Genomic DNA, 22,531 nt, shown 5'->3' on the forward strand with positions numbered 1-22,531 from the left:
CCCTAACCCTCACCCGGTGCACCGTTTAGTCCCCTCGCCCCTTTGGGGAGAGGGTTAGGGTGAGGGGATCAGACCGCACCCAACCTAAGCCGCGTCCCCTCGCGCCAGCGGAGCCAGCGCCGCAGGTAATTGACTCAGCTCCTGCACCAGCGAATCCTTGCTGATCTCCCCGATAGTTTTCGCCCCGGTCAGGGTCATCGCCACTTTCATCTCTTTCTCAATCAGGTTCAGGAGATTCGCCACGCCCGCCTGGCCGTGGGTTGCGAGGGCATACAGATAAGCACGCCCCAGCAGCACGCTGTCAGCGCCGAGGGCAATCATACGCACCACGTCCAGCCCGTTGCGGATGCCGCTGTCGGCCAGAATCGCGATATCGCCCTTCACCGCGTCGGCAATGGCTGGCAGCGCGCGCGCGGAAGAGAGCACGCCGTCCAGCTGGCGGCCGCCGTGGTTCGACACCACAATCCCGTCTGCGCCAAAACGCACCGCGTCGCGCGCATCTTCCGGATCGAGAATCCCTTTGATCACCATCGGGCCGTCCCAGAACTCGCGGATCCACTCCAGATCTTTCCACGAAATCGACGGATCGAAGTTATTCGCCAGCCAGCCGATGTAATCTTCCAGCCCCGTCGGTTTGCCGAGATAGGCCGAAATATTACCCAGATCGTGCGGGCGACCGTTCACGCCGACATCCCACGCCCACTGCGGGTGCGTCACCGCCTGCCAGTAGCGGCGCATGGCCGCGTTCGCGCCGCTCATGCCCGAGTGCGCATCGCGATAGCGCGCGCCTGGCGTGGGCATATCCACCGTAAACACCAGCGTTGAACAGCCCGCCGCTTTGGCGCGCTCCAGCGCGTTACGCATAAAGCCGCGATCGCGCAGGACGTACAGCTGGAACCACATCGGGCGCTTGATGGTCGGGGCCACCTCTTCGATTGGGCAGACGGACACCGTCGAGAGCGTAAACGGGATGCCTTTGGCATCAGCTGCCGCAGCGGCTTGTACTTCACCACGACGCGCGTACATGCCGCACAAGCCAACGGGCGCAAGGGCCACGGGCATTGAGAGCGTCTCGTTGAACAGCTTCGTCTCCAGACTCAGGTCGGACATATTCCTCAGCACGCGCTGGCGCAACGCCACCTCGGACAGGTCTTCCACGTTGCGGCGCAGGGTGTATTCGGAGTACGCCCCGCCGTCGATGTAGTGGAACAGGAATGGGGGCAGGATGCGCTGCGCCGCGGCGCGATAGTCACTGGCTGCGGAAATAATCATGCTTTGTTCTCCCTGGAAATATCATGATCGCCGGGCAGGCGGGTAATGCGCGCCTGTCGGGCCTGATCTTCATCGAATCGTTTGATGGTGGTGTGGACGAAGCCGAGGTGCGCCATCATCGCTTTGCGCGCGGCGTCGGCATCGCCTTTAAGAATGGCGTCGAGCACAGCCTGGTGCTGCTCCGTGAGCTGCGCAAAGACCGGCGGGACGAGATACATGCGCTGGCGGCTCTGTTTGACGGAGGATTGCAGCAGATCGAAAAATCCGCGCATGGTTTGCAGGAGCACTACGTTATGCGAGGCCTCGGCAATGGCGAGGTGAAAACGCACATCCGCCTGCGAGGCGATATCCGGATTATCGCTCTGCGTCGCTTCAAAACAGGCTTTGAGCTTCTCTTTGTCGGCATCCGTGGCGCGCATCGCCGCGTGCCAGGCGGTGCTGGCTTCGATGGCGTGGCGGGCTTCGAGGATATCGAAACTGTAGTCCGGATCGTTCTCCATCAGCGTTTTGAGGGGCTGAACGATGTTTTGCTCGGACCAGTCGTCGTGCTGCCAGCGGACAAAGGTCCCGCCGCCGCGACGGCTCAGCAGCACGCCCTCGCTGACCAGCGTCGCCAGCGCCTCGCGCAGTGAGTTGCGCGACACACCAAGCTGCGCCGCCAGCTGGCGCTCTGCGGGCAATTTCATGCCCGCTTCCAGCTGTTGTTCTTCAATCAGCGCCCGCACGCGAGAGGCGATCTCGTCGGACAGGCGTCTGGGCATCACTATCATGGAATCATCCAGGTTAAGACATAGGCCTGAAGCGTGGTGATCACGCCCACCATGCAGGTGAAAATCAGGCTGTGTTTGACGGTAAAGCGGAACAGGTCCGACTCTTTCCCCACCAGTCCCACCGCCGCACAGGCAATGGCGATGGACTGCGGGGAGATCATCTTGCCCGTCACGCCGCCGGTGGTGTTTGCCGCGACTAACAACACATCCGAGACGCCAATCTGCTGCGCGGCGGTCGCCTGTAGCGCGGCAAAGAGGGCGTTAGACGAGGTATCGGAACCTGTCAGGAACACCCCCAGCCAGCCGAGGAACGGCGAGAAGAAGGTGAACGCGTGGCCGGTGTGGGCCAGGGCTAACGCCAGCGTCGAGGAGAGGCCGGAGTAGTTCGAGATGAACGCGAAGGCCAGCACCATCCCGATGGAGTAAATCGGCAGGGCCAGTTCTTTCAGCGTGCTGGCAAAAGTCTGGATAGCGGCGGCAGGTTTCATGCGCAGCCACACCACAGAAAGAATAGCCGCAAACAGGATCGCCGTGCCGGTTGCCGAGAACCAGTCGAACTTATAGACCGCGGCATACGGCGTCGCTTCGTGAACGACCGGCGGCATGCGGGCCACCATTTTGTCGAGGAACGGCACGGAGATATTAATCACCATGTCGTACAGCGCGCCGCCCGGAGCGAACAGCGCTTTAAACGGCGGGACGCTCCAGAGCGTCACGGTGGCGGTCAGGAACAGGAACGGCGACCACGCGCGAACAATCTGGCCGACGCTGTAATGGGTGCGCGCCAGCGTCTGGTCGACCTGCGCCGCGCCCATATCGCCGAAGCGGAAGACCCGCACCGGCTGCCAGCGCTTGAGGAACAGCGTCAGGCAGACCAGCGACACCAGAGAAGAGATGATGTCCGGCAGTTCCGGGCCAATGAAGTTGGAGCTGAGATACTGGGCGATAGCAAAAGAGCCACCCGCGACAACCACCGCAGGCCAGGTCTCTTTCACGCCGCGCCAGCCGTCCATAATCGCCATGATCCAGAACAGCACGATGATGGTCAGGAACGGCAGCTGACGGCCCACCATCTGGCCGATCTCAAAGCTGTCCAGACCGGTCACCTGTCCGGCCACCAGAATCGGAATCCCCATCGCACCGAATGCCACCGGCGCGGTGTTAACGATCAGGCACAGGCCCGCGGCATACAGCGGATTAAAGCCGAGCCCGACCAGCAGCGCAGCGGTGATCGCCACCGGCGCACCAAACCCCGCCGCCCCTTCGAGGAACGCTCCGAAGCAGAAACCGACAATCAGCATCTGCAGACGCTGATCGGGGGTAATGGAAAGTATCGATGAACGAATGATGTCGAACTGCCCGGTTTTCACCGAGATTTTATAGACGAAGACCGCCGCAATGATGATCCAGGCGATTGGCCAAAGGCCGTAGAAGAAACCGTAAACCACCGACGCCAGCGCGTGGTCGACCGGCATTTTGTAGAAGAACAGCGCCACCAGCAGCGCAATCGCCACGGTGTACGTCGCGGCGAGATAACCCTTCAGCTTGAGTTTAATCAGCGCGAAGAAGAACAGGATCGGCAGCGATGCGATCAAGCTCGACAGCCAGATGTTTCCGGCCGGATCGTAGTTTTGTTGCCAGAGGCTCATTGCAGGTCTCCTGAGGACCGCACAGTCCGCTTCGCGGTGAGTCTGCGCTCATCTCGGCGTCACAGTCTGTGTAAAAGTGGTCCTGCCAATATTGTGATGTAGGGGTAATGACAACAAATGGTTAATCAAATGTTATGGGTGGGCAATGATTTTGTGAGTGGAATTGATGGAAGTGTGAACCAGGGGAAGGTTGGTCAGGGGATTGGTTGGGCCAATTTTAAGCGGGGGATAAAAGTAGGCCGGGTAAGCGCAGCGCTACCCGGCAGCAGATCAGAACGCCGTCTTCGAAAACCCGGTCATTTCTTTCAGGCCCATTTCACGGCCCAGCTCGGTCATCGGGTGGACCACCACCAGACCGCGGACGCTTTTTTTCAGCTTGCCCATGTCGGCCTGTTCTTTTTTGGTGATCGCACGGCGGTGCGGCATGTCCATCAGCTTCTGCGCTTCTTTGCTCAGCTTGTGGCCTTTGACCGCGCGCAGACGGTCGATTTCCGCTTCCAGCGTCGCTTTCTCTTTTTCCAGCTCGGCGTATTTGTCAGCGGACTCAACCAGCGACATATCAGCCTGCTGGTGGCGGATCAGATCCAGGCGGTCGCTCAGGCGTTTAATTTCATTCTTTTCGACTTCTTTCATCACATATAGCTCTAAAAACGGGGGAATTAAGGGAAGGATACACCAATGTGCGCAGGCTTACTTCTGAAACGCTTTTTTTAAGCTGATTCGTGAAATCAGCTCAGTCAGGGAAAGGACCATCGTGGAGCGGACAACCTGTTGATAACGAAGCTTTTGCATCGCGTATAATTCAGGATCGCTGTTGTCAAAATGCGGGGCCGGGGGAAGGGCGCTCACGCAGTGCAGCTCGCCAAACGGGCCGAGAATTTCATCGTCGGTAAAGGTGTACTCATTCCCGTCGTGATTCAGCTCTTCGCGCAGGGCCATCAGCAGTTCAGCGTCTTCATACTCGTGCCTGCTCAGCACGCCGAGACCATAAATCAACTTCAGGCGCACCGACAGATCGCCCAGCGGTCCGTCGCCGTCCAGTAACGGTTCTACAGCATATTTTACCGCGTAGTCGTCTTTGCGGAACACCTGAAGTACCAGAATGTTCACCGCCTCGGTGAGTAACTCGACGGCGGCAATCAGGAAACTTCGTACGGTTTTGCCAGCATTCAGACGCTCAAGCACACGGTTTTCAAAGGCCTGGGTTTGTTCCATTATTGCCTGCATATCTGACAATCTGTCGTTCGGGCGCAGGATAACCTGCGCCTGATCCTGAATCATTTGGTTGCGTTATATGCGTTAACCGCCTCCACAACCACGTCACTATTGGCCTCAAGGCCCGAAATCTCGGCCAGCGCGGCCTGTGGGCCTTTGGCGTCAATCAGCTGAGCCAGCTCCAGCGCCTGCGGGTCCTGCTCGCTGCGATAGTGCATCGCGCCCGCAATCCCTTTCACCAGATTGGCGTGCGGCAGACCGTATTCCAGCGTGCCGAGCAGCGGTTTGATCAGGCGATCGCCCGCGCTCAGTTTACGCAGCGGCTGACGACCCACGCGCTCAACGTCATCTTTCAGATACGGGTTTTCAAAACGACCGAGGATTTTTTGAATATATGCCGCATGTTTCTCAGCATCAAAACCGTAGCGTTTGATCAGGACCGCGCCGCTCTCATCCATGGCACCTTTTACCACCGCGCGGATTTTCTCATCGAGAATCGCATCACGAATGGTCTGATGACCGGCCAATTTTCCGAGGTACGCGGTTATAGCATGCCCGGTGTTCAGCGTGAAGAGTTTGCGTTCGACAAATGCCATCAGGTTATCGGTTAATTCCATACCTGGGATGTTCGGCAGCTGGCCCTTGAACTGGGTTTTGTCGACAATCCACTCGCTGAAGGTTTCAACGGTCACTTCCAGCGGATCGTGGGTCGCGGACTCTGACGGCGGAACGATGCGGTCCACGGCGGAATCGACGAAGCCTACGTGCTCTTCGACCCAGGCTTTATCTTCGTCCGCCACAGCGGCCATCACGTGGCCTTTCAGCTGCGTGGTACCGCGCACCATGTTTTCACAGGCGATGATGTTCAGCGGGGTGGTAACGCCCTGGGCTTTACGTTTTGCCAGGCCTTTCGCCACGGCTGGCGCGATGCGCTCAAGTACAACCGGGCCGACGGCGGTGGTCACCAGGTCAACGCTTGCGATCAGATCAACGACGTCGTCGCCAATGCTGCTCACCGCATTTACGCCGGAGACCGTTTCAACCAGCTCGTTTTCTCCCACGACGTGAACCTGATAGCTATGACGGGCATTCAGGGCGTCGAGCACCACTTGATTCACATCGGCGAATGTCAGCGTAATGCCCGCGTCTGCCAGCAGTTTGCCGATAAAACCACGACCAATATTACCTGCGCCAAAATGTAATGCTTTCATAGTATTAACCTTCATCAATGTTTTGACCCGAGAGGGCTGGGGTGAGGCATTTCCCTCACCCTAACCCTCTCCCAAAGGGAGAGGGGATAGACCGCACCCCATTTTACTCCCTCTCCCGGGGGAGAGGGCAGGGGTGAGGGCGAACGTTACTTGTTCAGCAGCGCCAGGACTTCTTCCACGCTGGTGGTCTGCGCCAGGCGCTCGATGACGGATTCGTCATCCAGGGCGTTGGTCAGGCTGGTAATCACCTGGATGTGCTCGTTGTTGCGAGCGGCGATACCAATCACCAGACGGGCGATGTCGTCTTCTTCTTCACCGAAGCGTACGCCTGCCGGGTACTGACAGAACACCACGCCGGTTTTCAGCACGCGGTCTTTCGCTTCAACCGTACCATGCGGAACCGCGATGGATTCGCCAAGGTAGGTTGGAGTCAGTTTCTCACGTTCCAGCATTGCATCCACATATTCTGGCTCGACGTAACCGCCTTTCACCAGCTGCTCACCGGCAAAGCGAATCGCTTCTTCTTTGTGGCTCGCAGTACGACCGAGGAAGATGTTCTCAGCGCCCAGACGGAACAGGTGGCTGTCGTTTGGATCAAAGCTGTCTTTCAGGCTATCACGGACTTTCACTTCGTTGTCGGTGTGACGCTGTGCCGCCACCAGACGCTCAGTCAGGCTGGTGTACAGGCCGCTGTCGAGGAAGTTAGTCAGAGAAATATGCTGCGCCTGTGGCACCTGACGCATCGCACGCTCTGTCAGATCGCGGTGCGTGATAACCAGGTCGACATCTGGCGGCAGGCTGTTGATGGCGCTGTTGGTCACGGAGATGTGGGTCAGGCCCGCATCCTGGACTTTCTTACGCAGCACGCCAGCACCCATGGCGCTTGAACCCATACCGGCATCACAGGCGACGATGATTTTGCGCACGTGGCTCAGGTCGTTAGACACTTCGCCAGCAGACAGCGGAGTCGCTGCACCTTTGGATTCAGATTTCATATCCTGCATGCGACGGGTCGCTGCTTCGATATCGTCGTCTTCTTTCACTTTGCTGGTTTTCAGCAGGATGGCTGAGACCGCGAAGGAGACCGCCATGGCCGCACAAATTGCCGCGATGTTTGCGAAGTACGCGCCTTTCGGCGTCATCGCCAGAACCGCCAGGATGGAACCTGGAGACGCCGGAGATACCAGGCCGCCGTTCAGCATAGTCAGTGTGAACACACCGGTCATACCGCCGAGGATAACGGCCAGGATCAGACGTGGGTTCATCAGAACGTATGGGAAGTAAATTTCGTGGATACCACCCAGGAAGTGGATGATAGCCGCGCCGCCCGCAGACTGTTTAGCGCTGCCGCGACCGAAGAACATGTACGCCAGCAGAACACCCATACCCGGACCTGGGTTCGCTTCAATCAGGAAGAAGATGGATTTGCCCAGCTCATGGGACTGCTGAATACCCAGCGGTGAGAAGATACCGTGGTTGATGGCGTTGTTGAGGAACAGGATTTTCGCTGGTTCAACAAAGATAGACGCCAGCGGCAGCATGTCGTGCACGACCATGAAGTTAACGCCAGCGGCCAGCACTTTCGACAGCACTTCAACCGCAGGGCCAATGCCGAGGAACGCCAGAATCGCCAGAATCATACCAATGATGCCAGCGGAGAAGTTGTTCACCAGCATTTCGAAGCCGGATTTGATCTTGCCATCAACCCAGACGTCAAATTTCTTAATTGCCCAGCCGCCTAAAGGACCGGCAATCATCGCGCCGAGGAACATCGGCATATCCGCACCGACGATCACGCCCATGGTGGTAATCGCACCGACCACGCCGCCGCGATCGCCGCCAACCAGACGACCACCGGTATAACCGATGAGCAGTGGCAGCAGATAGGTAATCATTGGGCCAACGAGTTTCGCCAGCGTTTCGTTCGGCAACCACCCTGTCGGAATAAATAACGCAGTGATGATACCCCACGCGATAAACGCGCCGATATTTGGCATCACCATGTTGCTCAGGAAGCGACCAAAGCTTTGCACTTTGATCTTGATATCGGATGACATAAAACACCCCTTCTTCTGTTTACGCTTAGGCTTGCGGCCCGAGGTTTATCGTTAATGTGCGGCGGCAGAGGTAGCCGAGCCCTGTTCTGATGCTGTGAAATCTGGCACTGAATCGTTCAACTGTCCAGACAGCGGAATTTTGTGTGATCTCAATCACGTAAATGTAGGGGGTGGGGCTAAAAATGAAGTGATCCGTGTCACAAAAGTGGTGTGTAAAAAAAATACAGAGGGGCTAAATCAGCCTTGATTGACGCTTTTCTGTGAGTGAAATCACATTTTGTGTTGGCGTGTTTGTTGGATGTTTGTGATCATCTTCACAATAAATTTGAAGGCAGAATTCTCCAGGTGTGATCGTCGCCTACATCTGTTTTGTCAATTCAGCCAGGCTGTAACTAAGCAACTCACCCTTTCACGTCATCGTCATCCCTTAGTGTTATGGAGAAAAGGCGTAATGCGGATTAATCTGCTAATGTAAACTTAAGTCGATTCTTAGTCAGGATATATTTTGTCACGCTATTAAACTTGCGCGGAGTTATTTTAAAAATAATACTCCACGGCTCTAAATTATATGTGCAAAAGATTTGCGCAGTATGAAAGTTAATTTGGTTGCTTACCATTTAATATTTTTAAAGAGTTGAAGCTATTTTAGTGAGGCAAATATGTTCCTTAACTATTTCGCGCTGGGCGTATTAGTTTTCGTGTTCCTTGTCATTTTCTACGGGATCATCGCAATTCATGACATCCCCTATTTGATGGCTAAAAAACGTAATCACCCCCATGCCGATGCCATTCATACGGCAGGCTGGGTCAGTCTGTTCACCCTCCATGTCATCTGGCCGTTCCTGTGGATTTGGGCCACGTTGTATCAGCCCGAGCGCGGATGGGGTATGCAGAACCATGGTGCGCAGTCCCCGCAACAACCCGATATCGATGCCCTCTCCAGACGCGTTGCCGAGCTGGAAAACCGGCTGGCCGCGGAGCACGTTCCCGCAGATAAAAATACGCCGGAGAGCTAATCATGGATCTGTTGATCATTCTGACTTACGTCGCCTTTGCGTGGGCGATCTTTAAAATATTCCGTATTCCGGTGAATCAGTGGACGCTCGCCACAGCTGCATTAGGTGGTGTATTTATCGTCGCCGGACTCATTTTATTAATGAACTATAACCACCCTTATACTTTTACGGCGCAAAAGGCGGTTATTTCTATTCCGATCACGCCGCAGGTGACAGGTGTGGTGAGTGAAGTCACCGATAAAAATAACCAGCTGATTAAAAAAGGCGATGTGTTATTTAAACTCGATCCGGTGCGTTATCAGGCCCGAGTCGACCGATTACAGGCCGACCTGGTGACGGCAACGCACAATATCGACGTGCTGAAAGCCCAGCTTTCGGAAGCCCAGGCCAATACGACCCGCGTCTCGGCGGAGCGCGACCGTCTGTATAAGGATTATCAGCGTTACCTGAAAGGCAGCCAGGCTCGGGTGAATCCGTTCTCTGAAAGCGACATCGACAACGCGCGGCAGAATTATCTGGCGCAGGATGCGATGGTCAAAGCGTCTATTGCCGATCAGAGCCAAATTCAAAGCCAGTTAGACAGCATGGTCAACGGCGAGCAGTCGCAGATTGTCAGCCTGCGGGCCCAGCTCACCGAGGCGAAATATAACCTCGATCAGACGATTGTGCGTGCGCCGAGCGACGGGTACGTCACCCAGGTGCTGATTCGCCCCGGAACCTACGCGGCCGCGCTGCCGCTGCGTCCGGTGATGGTCTTTATTCCTGAGCAGAAACGCCAGATTGTGGCGCAGTTCCGCCAGAACTCGCTCCTGCGCCTGAAACCGGGTGACGATGCGGAAGTGGTGTTTAATGCGCTGCCGGGACAGGTGTTCCACGGCAAGCTGAGCAGTATTTTGCCGGTGGTGCCGGGTGGTTCCTACCAGGCGCAAGGCTCGCTGCAATCTCTGACGGTCGTGCCGGGGACAGACGGGGTGCTCGCCACCATCGATCTGGACCCGAACGCCGACGTGGATGCGCTGCCGGACGGGATCTACGCGCAGGTGGCGGTCTATTCCGACCACTTCTCTCATGTGTCGGTGATGAGAAAGGTGCTGCTGCGCATGACCAGCTGGATGCATTACCTTTATCTCGACCATTAAAGCCTGCCCGTCGAGTAGGTCGGGTAAGCGAAGCGCCGCCCGGCGCTAACAGATCTGCACATTTTTCATTGCCTGATCCATACTTACCCTTTTGTTGGCGTAAAGGATCAGGCAATGAAACTCATCGGCAGCTACACCAGCCCCTTCGTGCGTAAAATTTCGATTCTCCTGCTGGAAAAAGGGATCACCTTCGAGTTCGTGAACGAACAGCCCTATCAGGCAGAAACCGGCGTCGCGCAGTACAACCCGCTGGGCAAAGTCCCGGCACTGGTGACCGATGATGGCGAAACCTGGTTTGATTCTCCCATTATTGCGGAATACATCGAGCTGCTCGGCATTGCCCCGGCGATGGTGCCCCGCGAGCCGAAAGCGGCGCTGGTGGTGAAACAGATCGAAGCGCTGGCCGACGGAATCATGGATGCCGGGCTGGTGTCTGTCCGCGAACAGGCGCGTCCTGCGGCGCAACAGTCTGAGGCGGAACTGGTGCGCCAGCGGGAGAAAATCAGCCGCAGCCTCGACATGTGCGAGCAGCTGCTTCAGGACGGAAAAATCAGCACCAATACGGTGAATCTGGCGACCATCGCCATCGCCTGCGCGATCGGCTATCTCAACTTCCGCCGCGTCTCACCCGGCTGGTGCGTCGACCGTCCGCTGCTGGTCAAACTGGCCGATACCCTCTTCCAGCGGGAAAGTTTTGCCCGCACTGAACCGCCAAAGGCTTGATACGGGTTATAACACTTCACTGTGGTACGCGGTACAATCCCCCCGCACGTTGACTCCCTCTCCCGTCGGGAGGGGGGAAGGCCTTCCAACCGCCAGGCATGTTAATGACTACTCATCGTTCCCTCTACAGCCAAATCCCCGCGACCGATCGCCTGCTGCGCGATCCCAAATTCACTGCTTTGCTTGCACAGTCCGGACACACCCGCATGGTGGCGTTCCTGAATCAGATGCAGGACGAAGCTCGTCTGCATATCCAGACGCAAAACGCGCTGCCGCAGTGGTGTGAAGACTGGGCGCAAGAAGCGCAGAAACGGCTGACCGCGCAAACGCAGAGCGCGTTGCGCCCGGTGATTAACCTGACGGGAACGGTGCTGCACACCAATTTAGGCCGCGCGCAGCAGGCGGAAGAGGCGATTACGGCGGTCACCCAGGCGATGCGTTCCCCGGTGACGCTGGAGTACGATCTGGACGGTGCCGGGCGCGGACACCGCGATCGCGCTCTGGCCGATCTGCTCTGTCAGATCACCGGCGCGGAAGATGCCTGCATCGTGAATAACAACGCGGCGGCGGTCCTGCTGATGCTGGCGGCGACGGCGAGCGGCAAAGAGGTGGTGGTCTCACGCGGTGAACTGGTGGAGATCGGCGGCGCATTCCGCATTCCGGACGTGATGCGTCAGGCGGGATGCGAACTGCACGAAGTCGGAACCACCAACCGCACTCACGCCAAAGATTATCGCGCGGCGGTCAACGAAAACACCGCCCTGCTGATGAAGGTCCATACCAGCAACTACCAGATCGAAGGCTTCACTAAAACGGTGGAAGAGGCGGAGCTGGCAGAGATTGGCCGCGAGCTGAACGTGCCGGTGATTGCCGATCTGGGCAGCGGCTCGCTGGTGGACCTCAGCCAGTACGGTCTGCCGAAAGAGCCGATGCCGCAGGAGATGATCGCCGCGGGCGTGAGCCTGGTGAGTTTCTCCGGCGACAAACTGCTCGGCGGTCCGCAGGCCGGGATTGTGGTGGGCAAACGCGAGCTGATTGCGAAGCTCCAGCAGCACCCGCTGAAACGCGCCCTGCGCGCGGATAAAATGACCCTCGCCGCGCTGGAAGCGACGCTGCGTCTCTACCTCCATCCGGAAAAACTGGCCGAACGCCTGCCGACGCTGCGTCTGCTGGCGCGCGATGCGGCCTCCATTCGTGCGCAGGCTGAATTATTGCTCCCGAGAGTCGCCGCGCACTACGTCGATTTCGACGTGCGGGTCGAATCCTGTCAGTCGCAGATCGGCAGCGGGTCGCTGCCCGTTGATCGCCTGCCCAGCGCTGCGCTGACTCTGACGCCGCGCGACGGGCGCGGAAGCCAGCTCGAAAGTTTATCTGCGCGCTGGCGTGCGCTGCCTACGCCTGCCATCGGGCGCATTTATGATGGTCGTCTGTGGCTGGATCTGCGCTGCCTTGAAGATGAAGAACGGTTTCTGGAGATGTTGTTGAAATGATTATTGCCACTGCCGGTCACGTAGACCACGGAAAAACCACCCTTTTACAGGCCATTACCGGCGTGAATGCCGATCGTCTGCCGGAAGAGAAAAAGCGCGGCATGACCATCGATCTGGGCTATGCCTACTGGCCGCAGCCGGACGGTCGCGTGCTCGGGTTTATCGATGTGCCGGGGCATGAAAAGTTTCTCGCCAATATGCTGGCCGGGGTGGGCGGGATCGATCACGCCCTGCTGGTGGTGGCCTGTGATGACGGTGTAATGGCGCAAACGCGTGAGCACCTGGCGATTTTACAGCTGACGGGCAAACCGCAGCTGACTGTCGCGCTGACCAAAGCCGATCGCGTCGAAGAGCATCGCATTGACGAGGTGCGCGAAGAGAGCCGCACCACGCTGCTGGAGTTTGGTTTTGCCGAGGCGCCGGTGTTTGTCACCGTCGCGACAGAAGGCCGTGGAATCGATGCTTTACGCGACCACTTGCTGCAACTTCCTGCCCGCCAGCACGCGAGCGATCACCGCTTCCGCCTGGCCATTGACCGTGCTTTCACCGTGAAAGGGGCCGGGCTGGTGGTGACCGGAACGGCGCTGAGCGGGGAAGTGAAGGTGGGTGATAGCCTGTGGCTCACGGGCGCGAACAAGCCGATGCGCGTGCGCGGCCTGCACGCCCAGAATCAGCCTTCAGAACAGGCGTACGCCGGGCAGCGTATTGCCCTGAACATCGCGGGCGATGCGGAAAAAGATCATCTCAATCGCGGCGACTGGCTGCTGGCCGACGCGCCGCCGGAGCCGTCCGAGCGCGTGATTGTCTCTCTGCACACCCACACGCCGCTGACCCAGTGGCAGCCGCTGCATATTCATCACGCCGCGAGCCACGTGACCGGGCGCGTCTCGCTGCTGGAAAACGACCTGGCGGAACTGGTGCTGGATACCCCTCTGTGGCTGGCGGATAACGACCGGCTGGTGCTGCGCGATATCTCGGCGCGCGCCACGCTGGCGGGGGCTCGGGTAGTGACGCTCAATCCGCCGCGTCGCGGGAAACGTAAACCGGAATATCTGCAATGGCTGGCGGCACTGGCGCAGGCGGAAGAGGATCAGGCCGCGCTGGCGGTGCACCTCGATCGCGGCGCGGTGAACCTGGTGGATTTCGCCTGGGCGCGCCAACTGAGCGGTGATGGTTTGCGTCAGCTCACGCAGCAGCCGGGCTTTATCCAGGCCGGGTACAGCCTGCTGAATGCCCCGGTGGCCGCCCGCTGGCAGCGCAAAGTGCTCACCACGCTCGCCACCTATCACGAACAGCATCAGGACGAGCCAGGCCCAGGCCGCGAACGCCTGCGCCGCATGGCGCTGCCGATGGAAGACGATGCGCTGGTCCTGCTGCTGATTGAAAAGATGCGCGAAAGCGGGGTGATCCACAGTCATCACGGCTGGCTGCATCTTCCCGATCACAAAGCCGGGTTTACCTCCGAGCAGGAAACGATCTGGCAAAAAGTGGCCCCGCTGTTTGGCGACGAGCCCTGGTGGGTTCGCGATCTGGCTCGTGAAACGGCGACGGATGAAGTGGTGATGCGTCAGGTATTACGCCACGCCGCGCAGCAGGGGCTGATAACCGCGATCGTTAAAGATCGTTATTACCGTAACGATCGCATCGTGACTTTCGCGAGTTTGATCCGCGAACTGGATCAGGAGAAGGGATCGACCTGCGCCGCCGATTTCCGCGATCGCCTGAACGTCGGTCGCAAACTGGCGATTCAAATTCTGGAGTATTTCAATCGCATCGGCTTCACGCGCCGCCGCGGCAATGACCATCTGCTGCGCGATTCCCTCCTGTTCCCGAAGACCGAACAATAAGCGCGATCGAATCCGTGATACGCGTCGTAAAGCCGTAAGCAGCTGGCGAGAAAATCGCCAGCTGTGACTACCCTTGTTAGACACCAACAGCAAGGAGACGGTCATGACGAACAATCCTCCCTCAACGCGTATGCAGCCTGGCGAGTATGGTTATCCCCTCAAGCTAAAACCCCGGTACGACAACTTCATCGGCGGCGGCTGGGTCGCGCCGGTCGATGGCGAATATTACTCAAACCTGACGCCGGTCACCGGGCAGCCGCTGTGTGAAATCGCCAGCTCTGGCAAAAAAGATATCGATCTGGCGCTGGATGCGGCGCACAAAGCGAAAGAGAAGTGGGCGCACACCTCCGTGCAGGACCGCGCGGCGATCCTGTTCAAAATCGCCGACCGCATGGAGCAAAATCTGGAGCTGCTGGCGGCGGCCGAGACCTGGGACAACGGCAAACCGATCCGTGAAACCACGGCGGCGGATGTCCCGCTGGCAATCGACCATTTCCGCTATTTTGCCTCCTGTATTCGCGCCCAGGAGGGCGGGATCAGTGAAGTCGACAGCGACACCGTCGCGTATCACTTCCAGGAGCCGCTGGGCGTGGTCGGGCAAATTATTCCGTGGAACTTCCCGCTGCTGATGGCGAGCTGGAAAATGGCGCCTGCGCTGGCGGCAGGCAACTGTGTGGTGCTCAAACCGGCGCGTTTAACGCCGCTGTCGGTGCTTCTGCTGATGGAAATCATCGGCGATCTGGTTCCGCCGGGCGTGATCAACGTGGTGAACGGCGCGGGCGGTGAGATCGGCGAATACCTGGCGACCTCAAAACGTATCGCCAAAGTGGCCTTTACCGGCTCGACGGAAGTCGGGCAGCAGATCATGCAGTACGCCACGCAGAACATCATTCCGGTGACCCTTGAGCTGGGCGGCAAATCACCGAACATCTTCTTTGCCGACGTGATGGACGAAGAGGACGCCTTCTTTGATAAAGCGATGGAGGGCTTTGCCCTGTTTGCCTTTAACCAGGGCGAAGTCTGCACCTGCCCAAGCCGCGCGCTGGTGCAGGAATCGATTTATGAACGCTTTATGGAACGCGCGATTCGTCGCGTAGAGTCGATCCGCAGCGGTAACCCGCTGGATAGCGTGACGCAGATGGGGGCGCAGGTTTCGCATGGGCAGCTGGACACCATCCTGAACTATATCGATATCGGTAAAAAAGAGGGCGCGGATGTCCTGACCGGAGGTCGGCGTAAAGTGCTGGAGGGCGATCTGAAAGACGGGTATTACCTTGAGCCGACGATTCTGTTTGGCAAAAACAGTATGCGCGTCTTCCAGGAGGAGATATTTGGCCCGGTACTGGCGGTGACGACCTTTAAAACGCCGGAAGAGGCGCTGGAGCTGGCCAACGATACGCAATACGGGCTGGGAGCCGGCGTCTGGAGTCGTAACGGGAATCTGGCGTACAAAATGGGGCGCGGCATTCAGGCCGGGCGCGTCTGGACCAACTGTTATCACGCCTATCCGGCCCACGCGGCGTTCGGCGGATATAAACAGTCGGGCATCGGGCGTGAAACCCATAAGATGATGCTGGATCACTATCAACAGACGAAATGTCTGCTGGTGAGTTATTCAGATAAACCGCTGGGACTGTTTTAATTATTCCGAGCAGGTCGCCCCCGGGACGGCCTGCTTAATACGCTCGCGAAGACTGTTCAGCACTCCGTCCAGAATGTATTGCACGCGCCATGGCTGATATTCCCGCTTGCGGAAAATAGCCGTCAGATCCAGCCACCACTCCTCCTGATGCGAGAAGCAGGGCATTAAAATCCCCTGTTCAATCTCGCTTTTCAGGCTCTCTTTTGGCGCAAAAACAATACCAAGATGATTACGCGCCAGCTCCAGCGCCGTTTGCGTATTATCACAAATATAGTTTCCGGTGACTTTATAATCCCGAACTTCTTCGCTGCCGTGAACGCGAAAACGCCAGATGTTGGCATCGTCAACCAGAATGGAATCCAATAAAATACAGGAGTGTTTAATTAAATCGTCCGGGCTGTTAATTGGACGTTTTTGTATATATTCAGGGGTGGCAAAGGCGGTGACGGAATATTTTGTCAGCTGATAAGCCACCAGGCTTTCATCTTTCGGCTGAGCATAGGTAATTAAAATATCGCAGTCGTCGGGGAAAGAGACCCCTTCAGACAATTCGTTGCGATTCGGATTATAGGTTTTCAGGCAAATGCGGATATCGCCGATCTCTTCGAGCTGGTGGATCACATGGCGGGCGAGGTAGGTGATAATGCCGGTGGGGGCGTAAATCGTCACCCGTCCACTTTTTTCATGCTTGTAGTCGGCAATAAAATTAATGAGTTGGATATTTTTATCCAGTGAAGCATTTATATAAGGCAGCAATACCTCACCAAACTGCGTCAGCGCCAGCTGGCGCGTCGTGCGTTCAAAGACTTTCAATCCGACGCGGGTTTCGAAATCCGAAAGATATTTACTGACGTTCGCCTGTGCCATCCCTAACAAAGCGGCGGCGTCCCCAATGCTGCCCGTTGCAGCAATGACGGAGATAATTTTTAACTCACGCGGCTTAATCTGTAAATTATTCATCACGAACGCCCATCTATATGATTTTATATATAATATTATATAAACTACTTCGTTGCATCGGCAAATTTGTAACCATTATTATTCGCCTCGTTTGTTAGGCATTTAATGGATACAGGGAATGATTATCAAAAAGAATTTGCTCATCACCGCAACGTTATTTTTCGCCTCATCCGCTATGGCGGGTGAATTTTCATTGGGTGCGGGCGCTGTTTTCAATGAATCGCCTTACAAAGGCTATAACGAAAATACGACGGCGGTTCCGCTGATTAGTTACGAAGGCGATAACTTCTACGTGCGTCAGACCACGGCCGGTTGGGCCTTCTGGAAAGACAGTAAGAATGAACTGAGCCTGACGGCGTCCTGGATGCCGCTGCACTTCGATCCCGACGACAACGATGATCACGCGATGAAGCAGCTCGACGAGCGCAAAGCGTCGGTGTTTGTGGGCGGCGCGTACTATCGCCACGAAAGCTGGGGTAGCCTGAAGTTCGGCGTCGCGGGCGATGCGATGGACGAAAGCGGCGGCGTGGTCGGTGAAATTACCTACTTCCATCCGATCCGCATGGAGCGTTTGACGCTGATTCCAGCCGTGGGCGTGTTCTACTACGATGAAAGCTTCAATGACTACTACTACGGTGTTTCCGGAAAAGAGTCTCGTCACAGCGGCCTGAACGAATACAACGCGGGTGACAGCTGGAACCCGTACGTTGCGCTGACCGCAAAGTATCAACTGACGCAGAACCTGTTCCTGAACGCCAGCGCGGCTTACACCGTCTTGCCGGATGACGTCAAAAACAGTCCGATGATTGATCGCGATGACAGCTTCGTGCTGATGACCGGCGTGAGCTGGCGCTTCTAAGTCTCAACAAGCGGTCCTCAGGGATGAGGGCTGCTTCACTCCCTTCCCCGGTGGTGCTGTGCCTGCCCGACCTGCGATTGTCAGGCCGGGTAGGTCTAGCGTCGTCGGGCTTTACGATCCTGCCTGCAAATTCAGATGTAACCCTCTCTCTTGCACATTCTCTTTGCGTAGCGCCTTCCTTTCAGAGGCTGCTTGGGTGATCTTACTCAGGTATACGGATTCGCTGTCTCTTTTAAGTTAAATTTACCTATTCACCTTTGTCTTTTTGTCTCTTTTAAGTGACAATAAAAACATGTGCGGTGAGTAAGGGAAACGAGATGTACAAGTCTCAGTTCTACACGGACGCAAACGGCGAAAAGCCCTTCAATGATTGGCTGACAAAGCTAAAAAACAAAGACCGGATAGCAGCAGCAAAGATTGATACAAGGATAGACCGGGCCGAAGCGGGTAACTTCGGGGACCACAAGTTTGAAAGAGATGGAGTTTGGGAGTTACGAATTAATTACGGCCCAGGCTACCGTGTTTACTACTCGTTAGAAGACGGTGAAATCATTCTCTTACACATCGGCGGAACGAAGAAAACACAGGACGCCGATATAGACAAAGCAGTTGAATACCTCAAAGATTTTAAAGCGAGGGCGACAAAATGACAGTAGCTCACAAAAAGGAGGCTGCCCGCGAGGCGGCCGCAATCGCACCGGCTGTAGACCGTGACAAGCTCATGATTGAAGAATTACGAGCCGATCCTGATTACGCTGATCTCTACCTAAAAACCGCACTCGAAGATATAAACGAGGAAGGCGGATTAGGTGGCTTCCTCATAGCTTTACGACGTGTATTAGAAGCTCGCGGTGGAATTACAAAAGCGGCTAAAGAGACAGGGCTGGCTCGGCAAAGTATCTATAGGGCGTTATCAGAAAACGGAAACCCAACGGTCACGACACTAGCACAGCTCGCCGCCGTAGCGGGTCTACAGTTAACATTAAGCAAAGCACCACACTGAGATTTAGCCCGCTTTATGCCCTTAGGAATCCCCAGCATCATGTAGCGGGGAAAACAGAACGGGCATGGATATAGCGATCTACTGATTATGCCAACAATCCAATGAGATCACTTCCATGCCCTATCCTGCGACATTCTCCGCGGGCTTTACACCTCATCCACCCATATCCGCATTTCGCCTTCTCCACGGTTGGCCCAGCTAAACCACGGAATAAATGTCAGCGTCTGATTGTGTGATGCAGTCGGTGCGCGGTCATATTGCCAGAGCGGTTGCGATTCGGACTCAGTGGCGCGGTGTGCAATGCCTTCAGCCTGAATCAGCATCTTGTGGGCGAATAACCCTTTCCCTTCGAAAACACGGAAGGCGCTATCGGCGGGCAGCGACAGATTGTGTAATCCCGTACCGTTATCCGCTTCTTCCAGGCAATAGACCAGCGGGCCGCGCTGCACCGCCACTTTGCCCGCCTGCTGGCGCACCTGAGGGTTGCCGTACAGACGGCGGACCGGCATCGGGAGCGTCAGGGTGATGGAATCTCCCTCCTGCCAGCGGCGGGTGAGGTAACAGTATCCCTGACGCACATCGCCGGTCACGATTTCACCATTCAGTGCCACCCGTGGCGTGTCGCACCAGTCCGGCAGTCGCAGCGCGAGAGTGTGCTCGACCGGAACCGGCGAGGTGATGTCGATGTTCACCTGATCCTGCCACGGATAGTGACCGCTAATACGCAGCTGCAGCTCGTTATCGCCCACCGGAATCACCGCGCTGTTGCCGACGTAGAGGTTGATAAAGAGCGCATCCGGGCGCGCGGTGTAGATGTAGTGACCCAGCGAGGTCAGCACGCGGGCGATATTCGGCGGGCAGCAGGCGCAGCCGAACCAGCGCTGCCGAATGGGTTTCACGTGATCGTAGATATGATTGAAGGCCAGCGTTTTGGGATGCACCTCCAGCGGATTCACGTAGAAAAAGTGTTTGCCGTCCAGCGCCATCCCGCCCAGCACGGTGTTGTATAACGCCCGCTCCATGACGTCGGCGTACTGGCTATCCGCCTCCATCTCCAGCATCCGGCGGGCGAACATCATCAGACCAATCGACGCGCAGCTTTCGGCATAGACCGTATCGTTCGGCAGATCGTAGTCGCTGCTGAAAGCTTCACCGCTGCTCTGGGAGCCGATCCCGCCCGTAATATAGAGCTGACGCTGCACCATGTTATTCCACAGGCGCAGGCAGTCCTGACGTTTGCTTTCATCCCCGCTCAGTCGCGCGAAGTGCGCCACGCCGGTCATCAAATAGACGAAGCGCACGGCGTGCCCGATAGCCGTTTGCTGCTCGGCGAGAGGCTGATGCGCCTGGCTGTAGGCTTTGTCTTTGACCATCCACGCCGGGCCGTACGTATTCCAGTGCGACGTTCTGCCGCGTTTTTCATATTCGATATCGTAAAAGTGCGGCTGCGCGCCGCGCTCCTCAACGAAATATTTCACCAGGGCCAGATAGCGTGGCTCCTGGGTGACGTCGTACAGGCGCATTAACGCCAGCTCGATTTCGGGATGACCAGGGTAGCCGTGCAGCTGGTTTTCACCGGGACCAAACACGCTGTCGATGTGGTCCGCCAGTTTGCACACCACCTCTAACAGCGTGCGTTTGCCGGTGCCCTGGAAGTACGCCACGCCCGCTTCAATCATATGCCCGGCGCAGTAGAGTTCGTGGCACTCCGCGAGGTTGGTCCAGCGTTCGCCCGTTGCCTTCACGGTGAAATAGGTGTTGAGATAGCCATCGTCGCATTGGGCTGCGGCCACCAGGTCAATCACCTCGTCTGCGGTTTTCTCAAGCGCCGGATCGGGTTTCTGGCACAGGGACCATGCCACGGCCTCAAGCCACTTGGCGACATCGCTGTCCTGGAAAACCATGCCGTAAAACTCCCCTTGCTCCAGCCCGGCAGCAATACGGAAATTGGTTATAGCGTGGCTCGGCTCTGCTTCCGGGATGCGGTCGTTTAGCGCATCCCATTGATAGGGAATGACCACATCACGTACCAGCTGTTGATACTGGCCGAGGAAGGGATCGTTGATTTTGAGCTTATGCAGGTCGGGTTCCATGATGGACATGTTGTTCTCCTCAGGACTGAACGTGACGCTGGCGCAGGTCGGTGGAAATGCGCGACATCATCGGGTTATTGAGTCTGCACCAGCGAATCGAGATCGCCAGCAGCAGGTGGAAAAGGGCTGGCAGCAGCGTTTCCATGGTGGTAATACCGGAGAGCGACGCCGGGGTCTGATTGCCCACGCCGGGCTGATAGGCGACGAAGATAAACACCAGGCTGATGATCCCCGCGCTGGAGGCCCATGCCAGCTTGATGAAAAAGAGGTTAAAGGCGAAGTTCATCCCTGATGAACGCACGCCGGTTTTCCACTCGCCGTAGTCGTCGGCAAAAGCCATCAGAGAAAAGTGCAGGGGAAGCGTAAAACCGAGGATCACCCCGTTGCCCAGAATTACAGCCAGCCACAGGGTTTGGTACGCCGGGCCGGTTGGCAGGAACCACATCCCTAACGCCAGTGCGGCAAGCACCAGGTTGGTGGTGGAGTACAGTTTCACCGTATCAATACGACGGGTGAGCGGGCTGACAATCACCGCACCGAGAATGGCGGCAAAGGTCACCATGGTGAAGAACAGCGAAGTGTAGGCGGTGCTGCCCTGCAGTACGTAGGTGATGAAATACATGTACCCGCCGCCGCGGATGTTAAAGACGTTAATCAGCAGGAAAGACATCACCAGCATCAATAAGAGCTGATCGTTATTACGCAGCCCAGCCAGATGCTCGCGCAGGGTAAAGCGGCCCATCAGTGCCAGCGGGACGCGCTCGCGCACCCAGAAGAAACAGCACAGGAACATCACCACAGCGATAGCGCACAGCACGCCGACACCCAGCTGATACCCCTGCGCCACATTGCCCTGACCCAGCGCCTCAACCAGCCACGGCAGGCCGACGGAGACCAGAAATCCCGCCACGCCGCACAGCACAAAGCGCCAGGACTGACAGGAAATCACCTCGCTGTGGCGGGTGGTCATGGTGTTGATCAGCGCGCAGTAGGGCACGTTGATCGCGGTGTAGCCGACGGACAACAGCAGATAGGTGCCGAACGCCCAGGCGATTTTGACCCCCATACTCGCTTCCGGCACAGTGAAGGTCAGGACGCCGATAATCCCGATGGGGAAAGCGATCCACAGCTGCCAGGGACGAAAGCGCCCCCAGCGGCTCTGGGTCCGGTCGGCAATCACCCCCATTATCGGGTCGGAGATAGCATCAAATACCCGCAAGGCAATAAACAGCGTGCCGACCAGCGCGGGCGTTAAACCAAAGACATCGGTATAGAAAAAGGTGAGAAAGTTCATGATCAGGCAGGTCATTACCGTCCCGCCAGCATCACCCAGGCCGTAGCCAATTTTCTCGCGCACGGACAGGCGATCGTCGGCGGCCTGTTGTACGACATCGGTTTGCGTAATCGGAGTGGAGGTCATTCGATAACTCCTCGTGAATAGGATTTTATTATGTTCTGCAAGGTACCCGATTAATTCTGCACTGAAAGTCGATGCCAACAAGGGAAGGGAAAAGTATAAAAAGGTGACGATTCCGACCTGATGATGAAAATGTGATTTCGATCGAGCGAATAAGAAATTATTCAT

At 56.9% G+C, this 22,531-nt stretch carries 19 protein-coding genes; 9 read left to right on the forward strand and 10 right to left on the reverse strand.

Annotation, left to right across the window (positions count from 1 at the left end):
* Positions 1 to 84: 84 nt before the first annotated feature.
* From lldD to AC3WS9_RS00765, 7 genes are all read right to left on the reverse strand, one after another.
* Positions 85 to 1,272, reverse strand: coding sequence for an FMN-dependent L-lactate dehydrogenase LldD (gene lldD, locus AC3WS9_RS00735; RefSeq protein ID WP_285146196.1), 1,188 nt, complete (start codon positions 1,270 to 1,272; stop codon positions 85 to 87).
* A complete protein-coding gene (gene lldR, locus AC3WS9_RS00740; protein WP_282492030.1) occupies positions 1,269 to 2,042 on the reverse strand; it encodes a transcriptional regulator LldR in 774 nt (257 codons plus the stop codon). The genes lldD and lldR overlap by 4 nt, the downstream gene beginning before the upstream one ends.
* The gene (gene lldP, locus AC3WS9_RS00745; RefSeq protein WP_492486183.1) at positions 2,039 to 3,691 is read right to left on the reverse strand and encodes an L-lactate permease; all 1,653 of its coding nucleotides are present in this window, start codon (positions 3,689 to 3,691) and stop codon (positions 2,039 to 2,041) included. Before lldP ends, lldR begins: the two co-directional genes overlap by 4 nt.
* Before the next feature lie 270 nt (positions 3,692 to 3,961).
* Positions 3,962 to 4,324, reverse strand: a complete 363-nt coding sequence (locus tag AC3WS9_RS00750) for a YibL family ribosome-associated protein (protein ID WP_282492028.1) — start codon at positions 4,322 to 4,324, stop codon at positions 3,962 to 3,964.
* Between the two features lie 57 nt (positions 4,325 to 4,381).
* Positions 4,382 to 4,972 carry a mannitol operon repressor MtlR gene (gene mtlR, locus AC3WS9_RS00755; RefSeq protein WP_282492027.1) on the reverse strand — a complete coding sequence of 197 codons (591 nt, stop codon included), beginning with the start codon at positions 4,970 to 4,972 and terminating at the stop codon, positions 4,382 to 4,384.
* Positions 4,969 to 6,117, reverse strand: coding sequence for a mannitol-1-phosphate 5-dehydrogenase (gene mtlD / locus AC3WS9_RS00760; RefSeq protein WP_452233250.1), 1,149 nt, complete (start codon positions 6,115 to 6,117; stop codon positions 4,969 to 4,971). Before mtlD ends, mtlR begins: the two co-directional genes overlap by 4 nt.
* Before the next feature lie 146 nt (positions 6,118 to 6,263).
* Positions 6,264 to 8,174, reverse strand: coding sequence for a PTS mannitol transporter subunit IICBA (locus AC3WS9_RS00765; protein WP_282492025.1), 1,911 nt, complete (start codon positions 8,172 to 8,174; stop codon positions 6,264 to 6,266).
* 659 nt (positions 8,175 to 8,833) lie between these two features.
* On the opposite strand from AC3WS9_RS00765, the gene AC3WS9_RS00770 reads away from it, so the two are divergent.
* From AC3WS9_RS00770 to aldB, 6 genes are all read left to right on the forward strand, one after another.
* Positions 8,834 to 9,190: a DUF3302 domain-containing protein gene (locus tag AC3WS9_RS00770; protein ID WP_282492024.1), complete on the forward strand. Its 357-nt coding sequence runs from the start codon at positions 8,834 to 8,836 to the stop codon at positions 9,188 to 9,190.
* Between the two features lie 2 nt (positions 9,191 to 9,192).
* The gene (locus AC3WS9_RS00775) at positions 9,193 to 10,329 is read left to right on the forward strand and encodes an HlyD family secretion protein (RefSeq protein ID WP_282492023.1); all 1,137 of its coding nucleotides are present in this window, start codon (positions 9,193 to 9,195) and stop codon (positions 10,327 to 10,329) included.
* Between the two features lie 114 nt (positions 10,330 to 10,443).
* Entirely contained in the window at positions 10,444 to 11,052 is a 609-nt protein-coding gene (locus tag AC3WS9_RS00780; protein ID WP_492486187.1) for a glutathione S-transferase, read from the forward strand.
* Between the two features lie 104 nt (positions 11,053 to 11,156).
* Positions 11,157 to 12,542 (forward strand): L-seryl-tRNA(Sec) selenium transferase, encoded by a 1,386-nt coding sequence (gene selA / locus AC3WS9_RS00785; RefSeq protein WP_492486190.1) that lies wholly within the window; start codon positions 11,157 to 11,159, stop codon positions 12,540 to 12,542.
* On the forward strand, positions 12,539 to 14,389 hold the full coding sequence (gene selB, locus AC3WS9_RS00790) for a selenocysteine-specific translation elongation factor (protein WP_492486192.1): 1,851 nt from the start codon (positions 12,539 to 12,541) through the stop codon (positions 14,387 to 14,389). Before selA ends, selB begins: the two co-directional genes overlap by 4 nt.
* A gap of 103 nt (positions 14,390 to 14,492) precedes the next feature.
* Entirely contained in the window at positions 14,493 to 16,031 is a 1,539-nt protein-coding gene (aldB, locus tag AC3WS9_RS00795) for an aldehyde dehydrogenase AldB (protein WP_282492019.1), read from the forward strand.
* On the opposite strand, the gene AC3WS9_RS00800 is transcribed toward aldB, so the two are convergent.
* Positions 16,032 to 16,991, reverse strand: coding sequence for a LysR family transcriptional regulator (locus AC3WS9_RS00800; RefSeq protein WP_282492018.1), 960 nt, complete (start codon positions 16,989 to 16,991; stop codon positions 16,032 to 16,034). It lies immediately after the preceding gene.
* A 118-nt stretch (positions 16,992 to 17,109) separates the two neighbouring features.
* On the opposite strand from AC3WS9_RS00800, the gene AC3WS9_RS00805 reads away from it, so the two are divergent.
* The 3 genes from AC3WS9_RS00805 (at position 17,110) to AC3WS9_RS00815 (ending at position 18,853) form a co-directional block, all read left to right on the forward strand.
* Positions 17,110 to 17,850 carry a MipA/OmpV family protein gene (locus tag AC3WS9_RS00805; RefSeq protein WP_492486195.1) on the forward strand — a complete coding sequence of 247 codons (741 nt, stop codon included), beginning with the start codon at positions 17,110 to 17,112 and terminating at the stop codon, positions 17,848 to 17,850.
* A gap of 317 nt (positions 17,851 to 18,167) precedes the next feature.
* On the forward strand, positions 18,168 to 18,500 hold the full coding sequence (locus AC3WS9_RS00810; protein ID WP_492486197.1) for a type II toxin-antitoxin system RelE/ParE family toxin: 333 nt from the start codon (positions 18,168 to 18,170) through the stop codon (positions 18,498 to 18,500).
* 71 nt (positions 18,501 to 18,571) lie between these two features.
* Positions 18,572 to 18,853 carry a helix-turn-helix domain-containing transcriptional regulator gene (locus AC3WS9_RS00815; RefSeq protein ID WP_390888419.1) on the forward strand — a complete coding sequence of 94 codons (282 nt, stop codon included), beginning with the start codon at positions 18,572 to 18,574 and terminating at the stop codon, positions 18,851 to 18,853.
* Positions 18,854 to 18,999: 146 nt separating this feature from the next.
* Here AC3WS9_RS00815 and AC3WS9_RS00820 read toward each other — a convergent pair whose 3' ends face one another.
* Positions 19,000 to 20,955: a glycoside hydrolase family 127 protein gene (locus AC3WS9_RS00820; protein ID WP_492486199.1), complete on the reverse strand. Its 1,956-nt coding sequence runs from the start codon at positions 20,953 to 20,955 to the stop codon at positions 19,000 to 19,002.
* Positions 20,956 to 20,965: 10 nt separating this feature from the next.
* Positions 20,966 to 22,366 (reverse strand): MFS transporter, encoded by a 1,401-nt coding sequence (locus AC3WS9_RS00825; protein WP_285155732.1) that lies wholly within the window; start codon positions 22,364 to 22,366, stop codon positions 20,966 to 20,968.
* Positions 22,367 to 22,531: the final 165 nt, after the last annotated feature.

This window comes from Lelliottia sp. EB106-05-01-XG201, from assembly GCF_058791735.1.

Bases quoted from the DNA above. Each gene is read 5' to 3' on its own strand.
- mtlD (WP_452233250.1), bottom strand. From the start codon at position 6,117: ATGAAAGCATTACATTTTGGCGCAGGTAATATTGGTCGTGGTTTTATC.
- AC3WS9_RS00810 (WP_492486197.1), top strand. From the start codon at position 18,168: ATGTACAAGTCTCAGTTCTACACGGACGCAAACGGCGAAAAGCCCTTC.
- AC3WS9_RS00800 (WP_282492018.1), bottom strand. From the start codon at position 16,991: ATGAATAATTTACAGATTAAGCCGCGTGAGTTAAAAATTATCTCCGTC.
- AC3WS9_RS00750 (WP_282492028.1), bottom strand. From the start codon at position 4,324: ATGAAAGAAGTCGAAAAGAATGAAATTAAACGCCTGAGCGACCGCCTG.
- lldR (WP_282492030.1), bottom strand. From the start codon at position 2,042: ATGATAGTGATGCCCAGACGCCTGTCCGACGAGATCGCCTCTCGCGTG.
- AC3WS9_RS00805 (WP_492486195.1), top strand. From the start codon at position 17,110: ATGATTATCAAAAAGAATTTGCTCATCACCGCAACGTTATTTTTCGCC.
- mtlR (WP_282492027.1), bottom strand. From the start codon at position 4,972: ATGATTCAGGATCAGGCGCAGGTTATCCTGCGCCCGAACGACAGATTG.
- AC3WS9_RS00770 (WP_282492024.1), top strand. From the start codon at position 8,834: ATGTTCCTTAACTATTTCGCGCTGGGCGTATTAGTTTTCGTGTTCCTT.
- AC3WS9_RS00820 (WP_492486199.1), bottom strand. From the start codon at position 20,955: ATGTCCATCATGGAACCCGACCTGCATAAGCTCAAAATCAACGATCCC.
- selB (WP_492486192.1), top strand. From the start codon at position 12,539: ATGATTATTGCCACTGCCGGTCACGTAGACCACGGAAAAACCACCCTT.
- lldP (WP_492486183.1), bottom strand. From the start codon at position 3,691: ATGAGCCTCTGGCAACAAAACTACGATCCGGCCGGAAACATCTGGCTG.
- AC3WS9_RS00815 (WP_390888419.1), top strand. From the start codon at position 18,572: ATGATTGAAGAATTACGAGCCGATCCTGATTACGCTGATCTCTACCTA.
- aldB (WP_282492019.1), top strand. From the start codon at position 14,493: ATGACGAACAATCCTCCCTCAACGCGTATGCAGCCTGGCGAGTATGGT.
- lldD (WP_285146196.1), bottom strand. From the start codon at position 1,272: ATGATTATTTCCGCAGCCAGTGACTATCGCGCCGCGGCGCAGCGCATC.
- AC3WS9_RS00825 (WP_285155732.1), bottom strand. From the start codon at position 22,366: ATGACCTCCACTCCGATTACGCAAACCGATGTCGTACAACAGGCCGCC.
- selA (WP_492486190.1), top strand. From the start codon at position 11,157: ATGACTACTCATCGTTCCCTCTACAGCCAAATCCCCGCGACCGATCGC.
- AC3WS9_RS00780 (WP_492486187.1), top strand. From the start codon at position 10,444: ATGAAACTCATCGGCAGCTACACCAGCCCCTTCGTGCGTAAAATTTCG.
- AC3WS9_RS00765 (WP_282492025.1), bottom strand. From the start codon at position 8,174: ATGTCATCCGATATCAAGATCAAAGTGCAAAGCTTTGGTCGCTTCCTG.
- AC3WS9_RS00775 (WP_282492023.1), top strand. From the start codon at position 9,193: ATGGATCTGTTGATCATTCTGACTTACGTCGCCTTTGCGTGGGCGATC.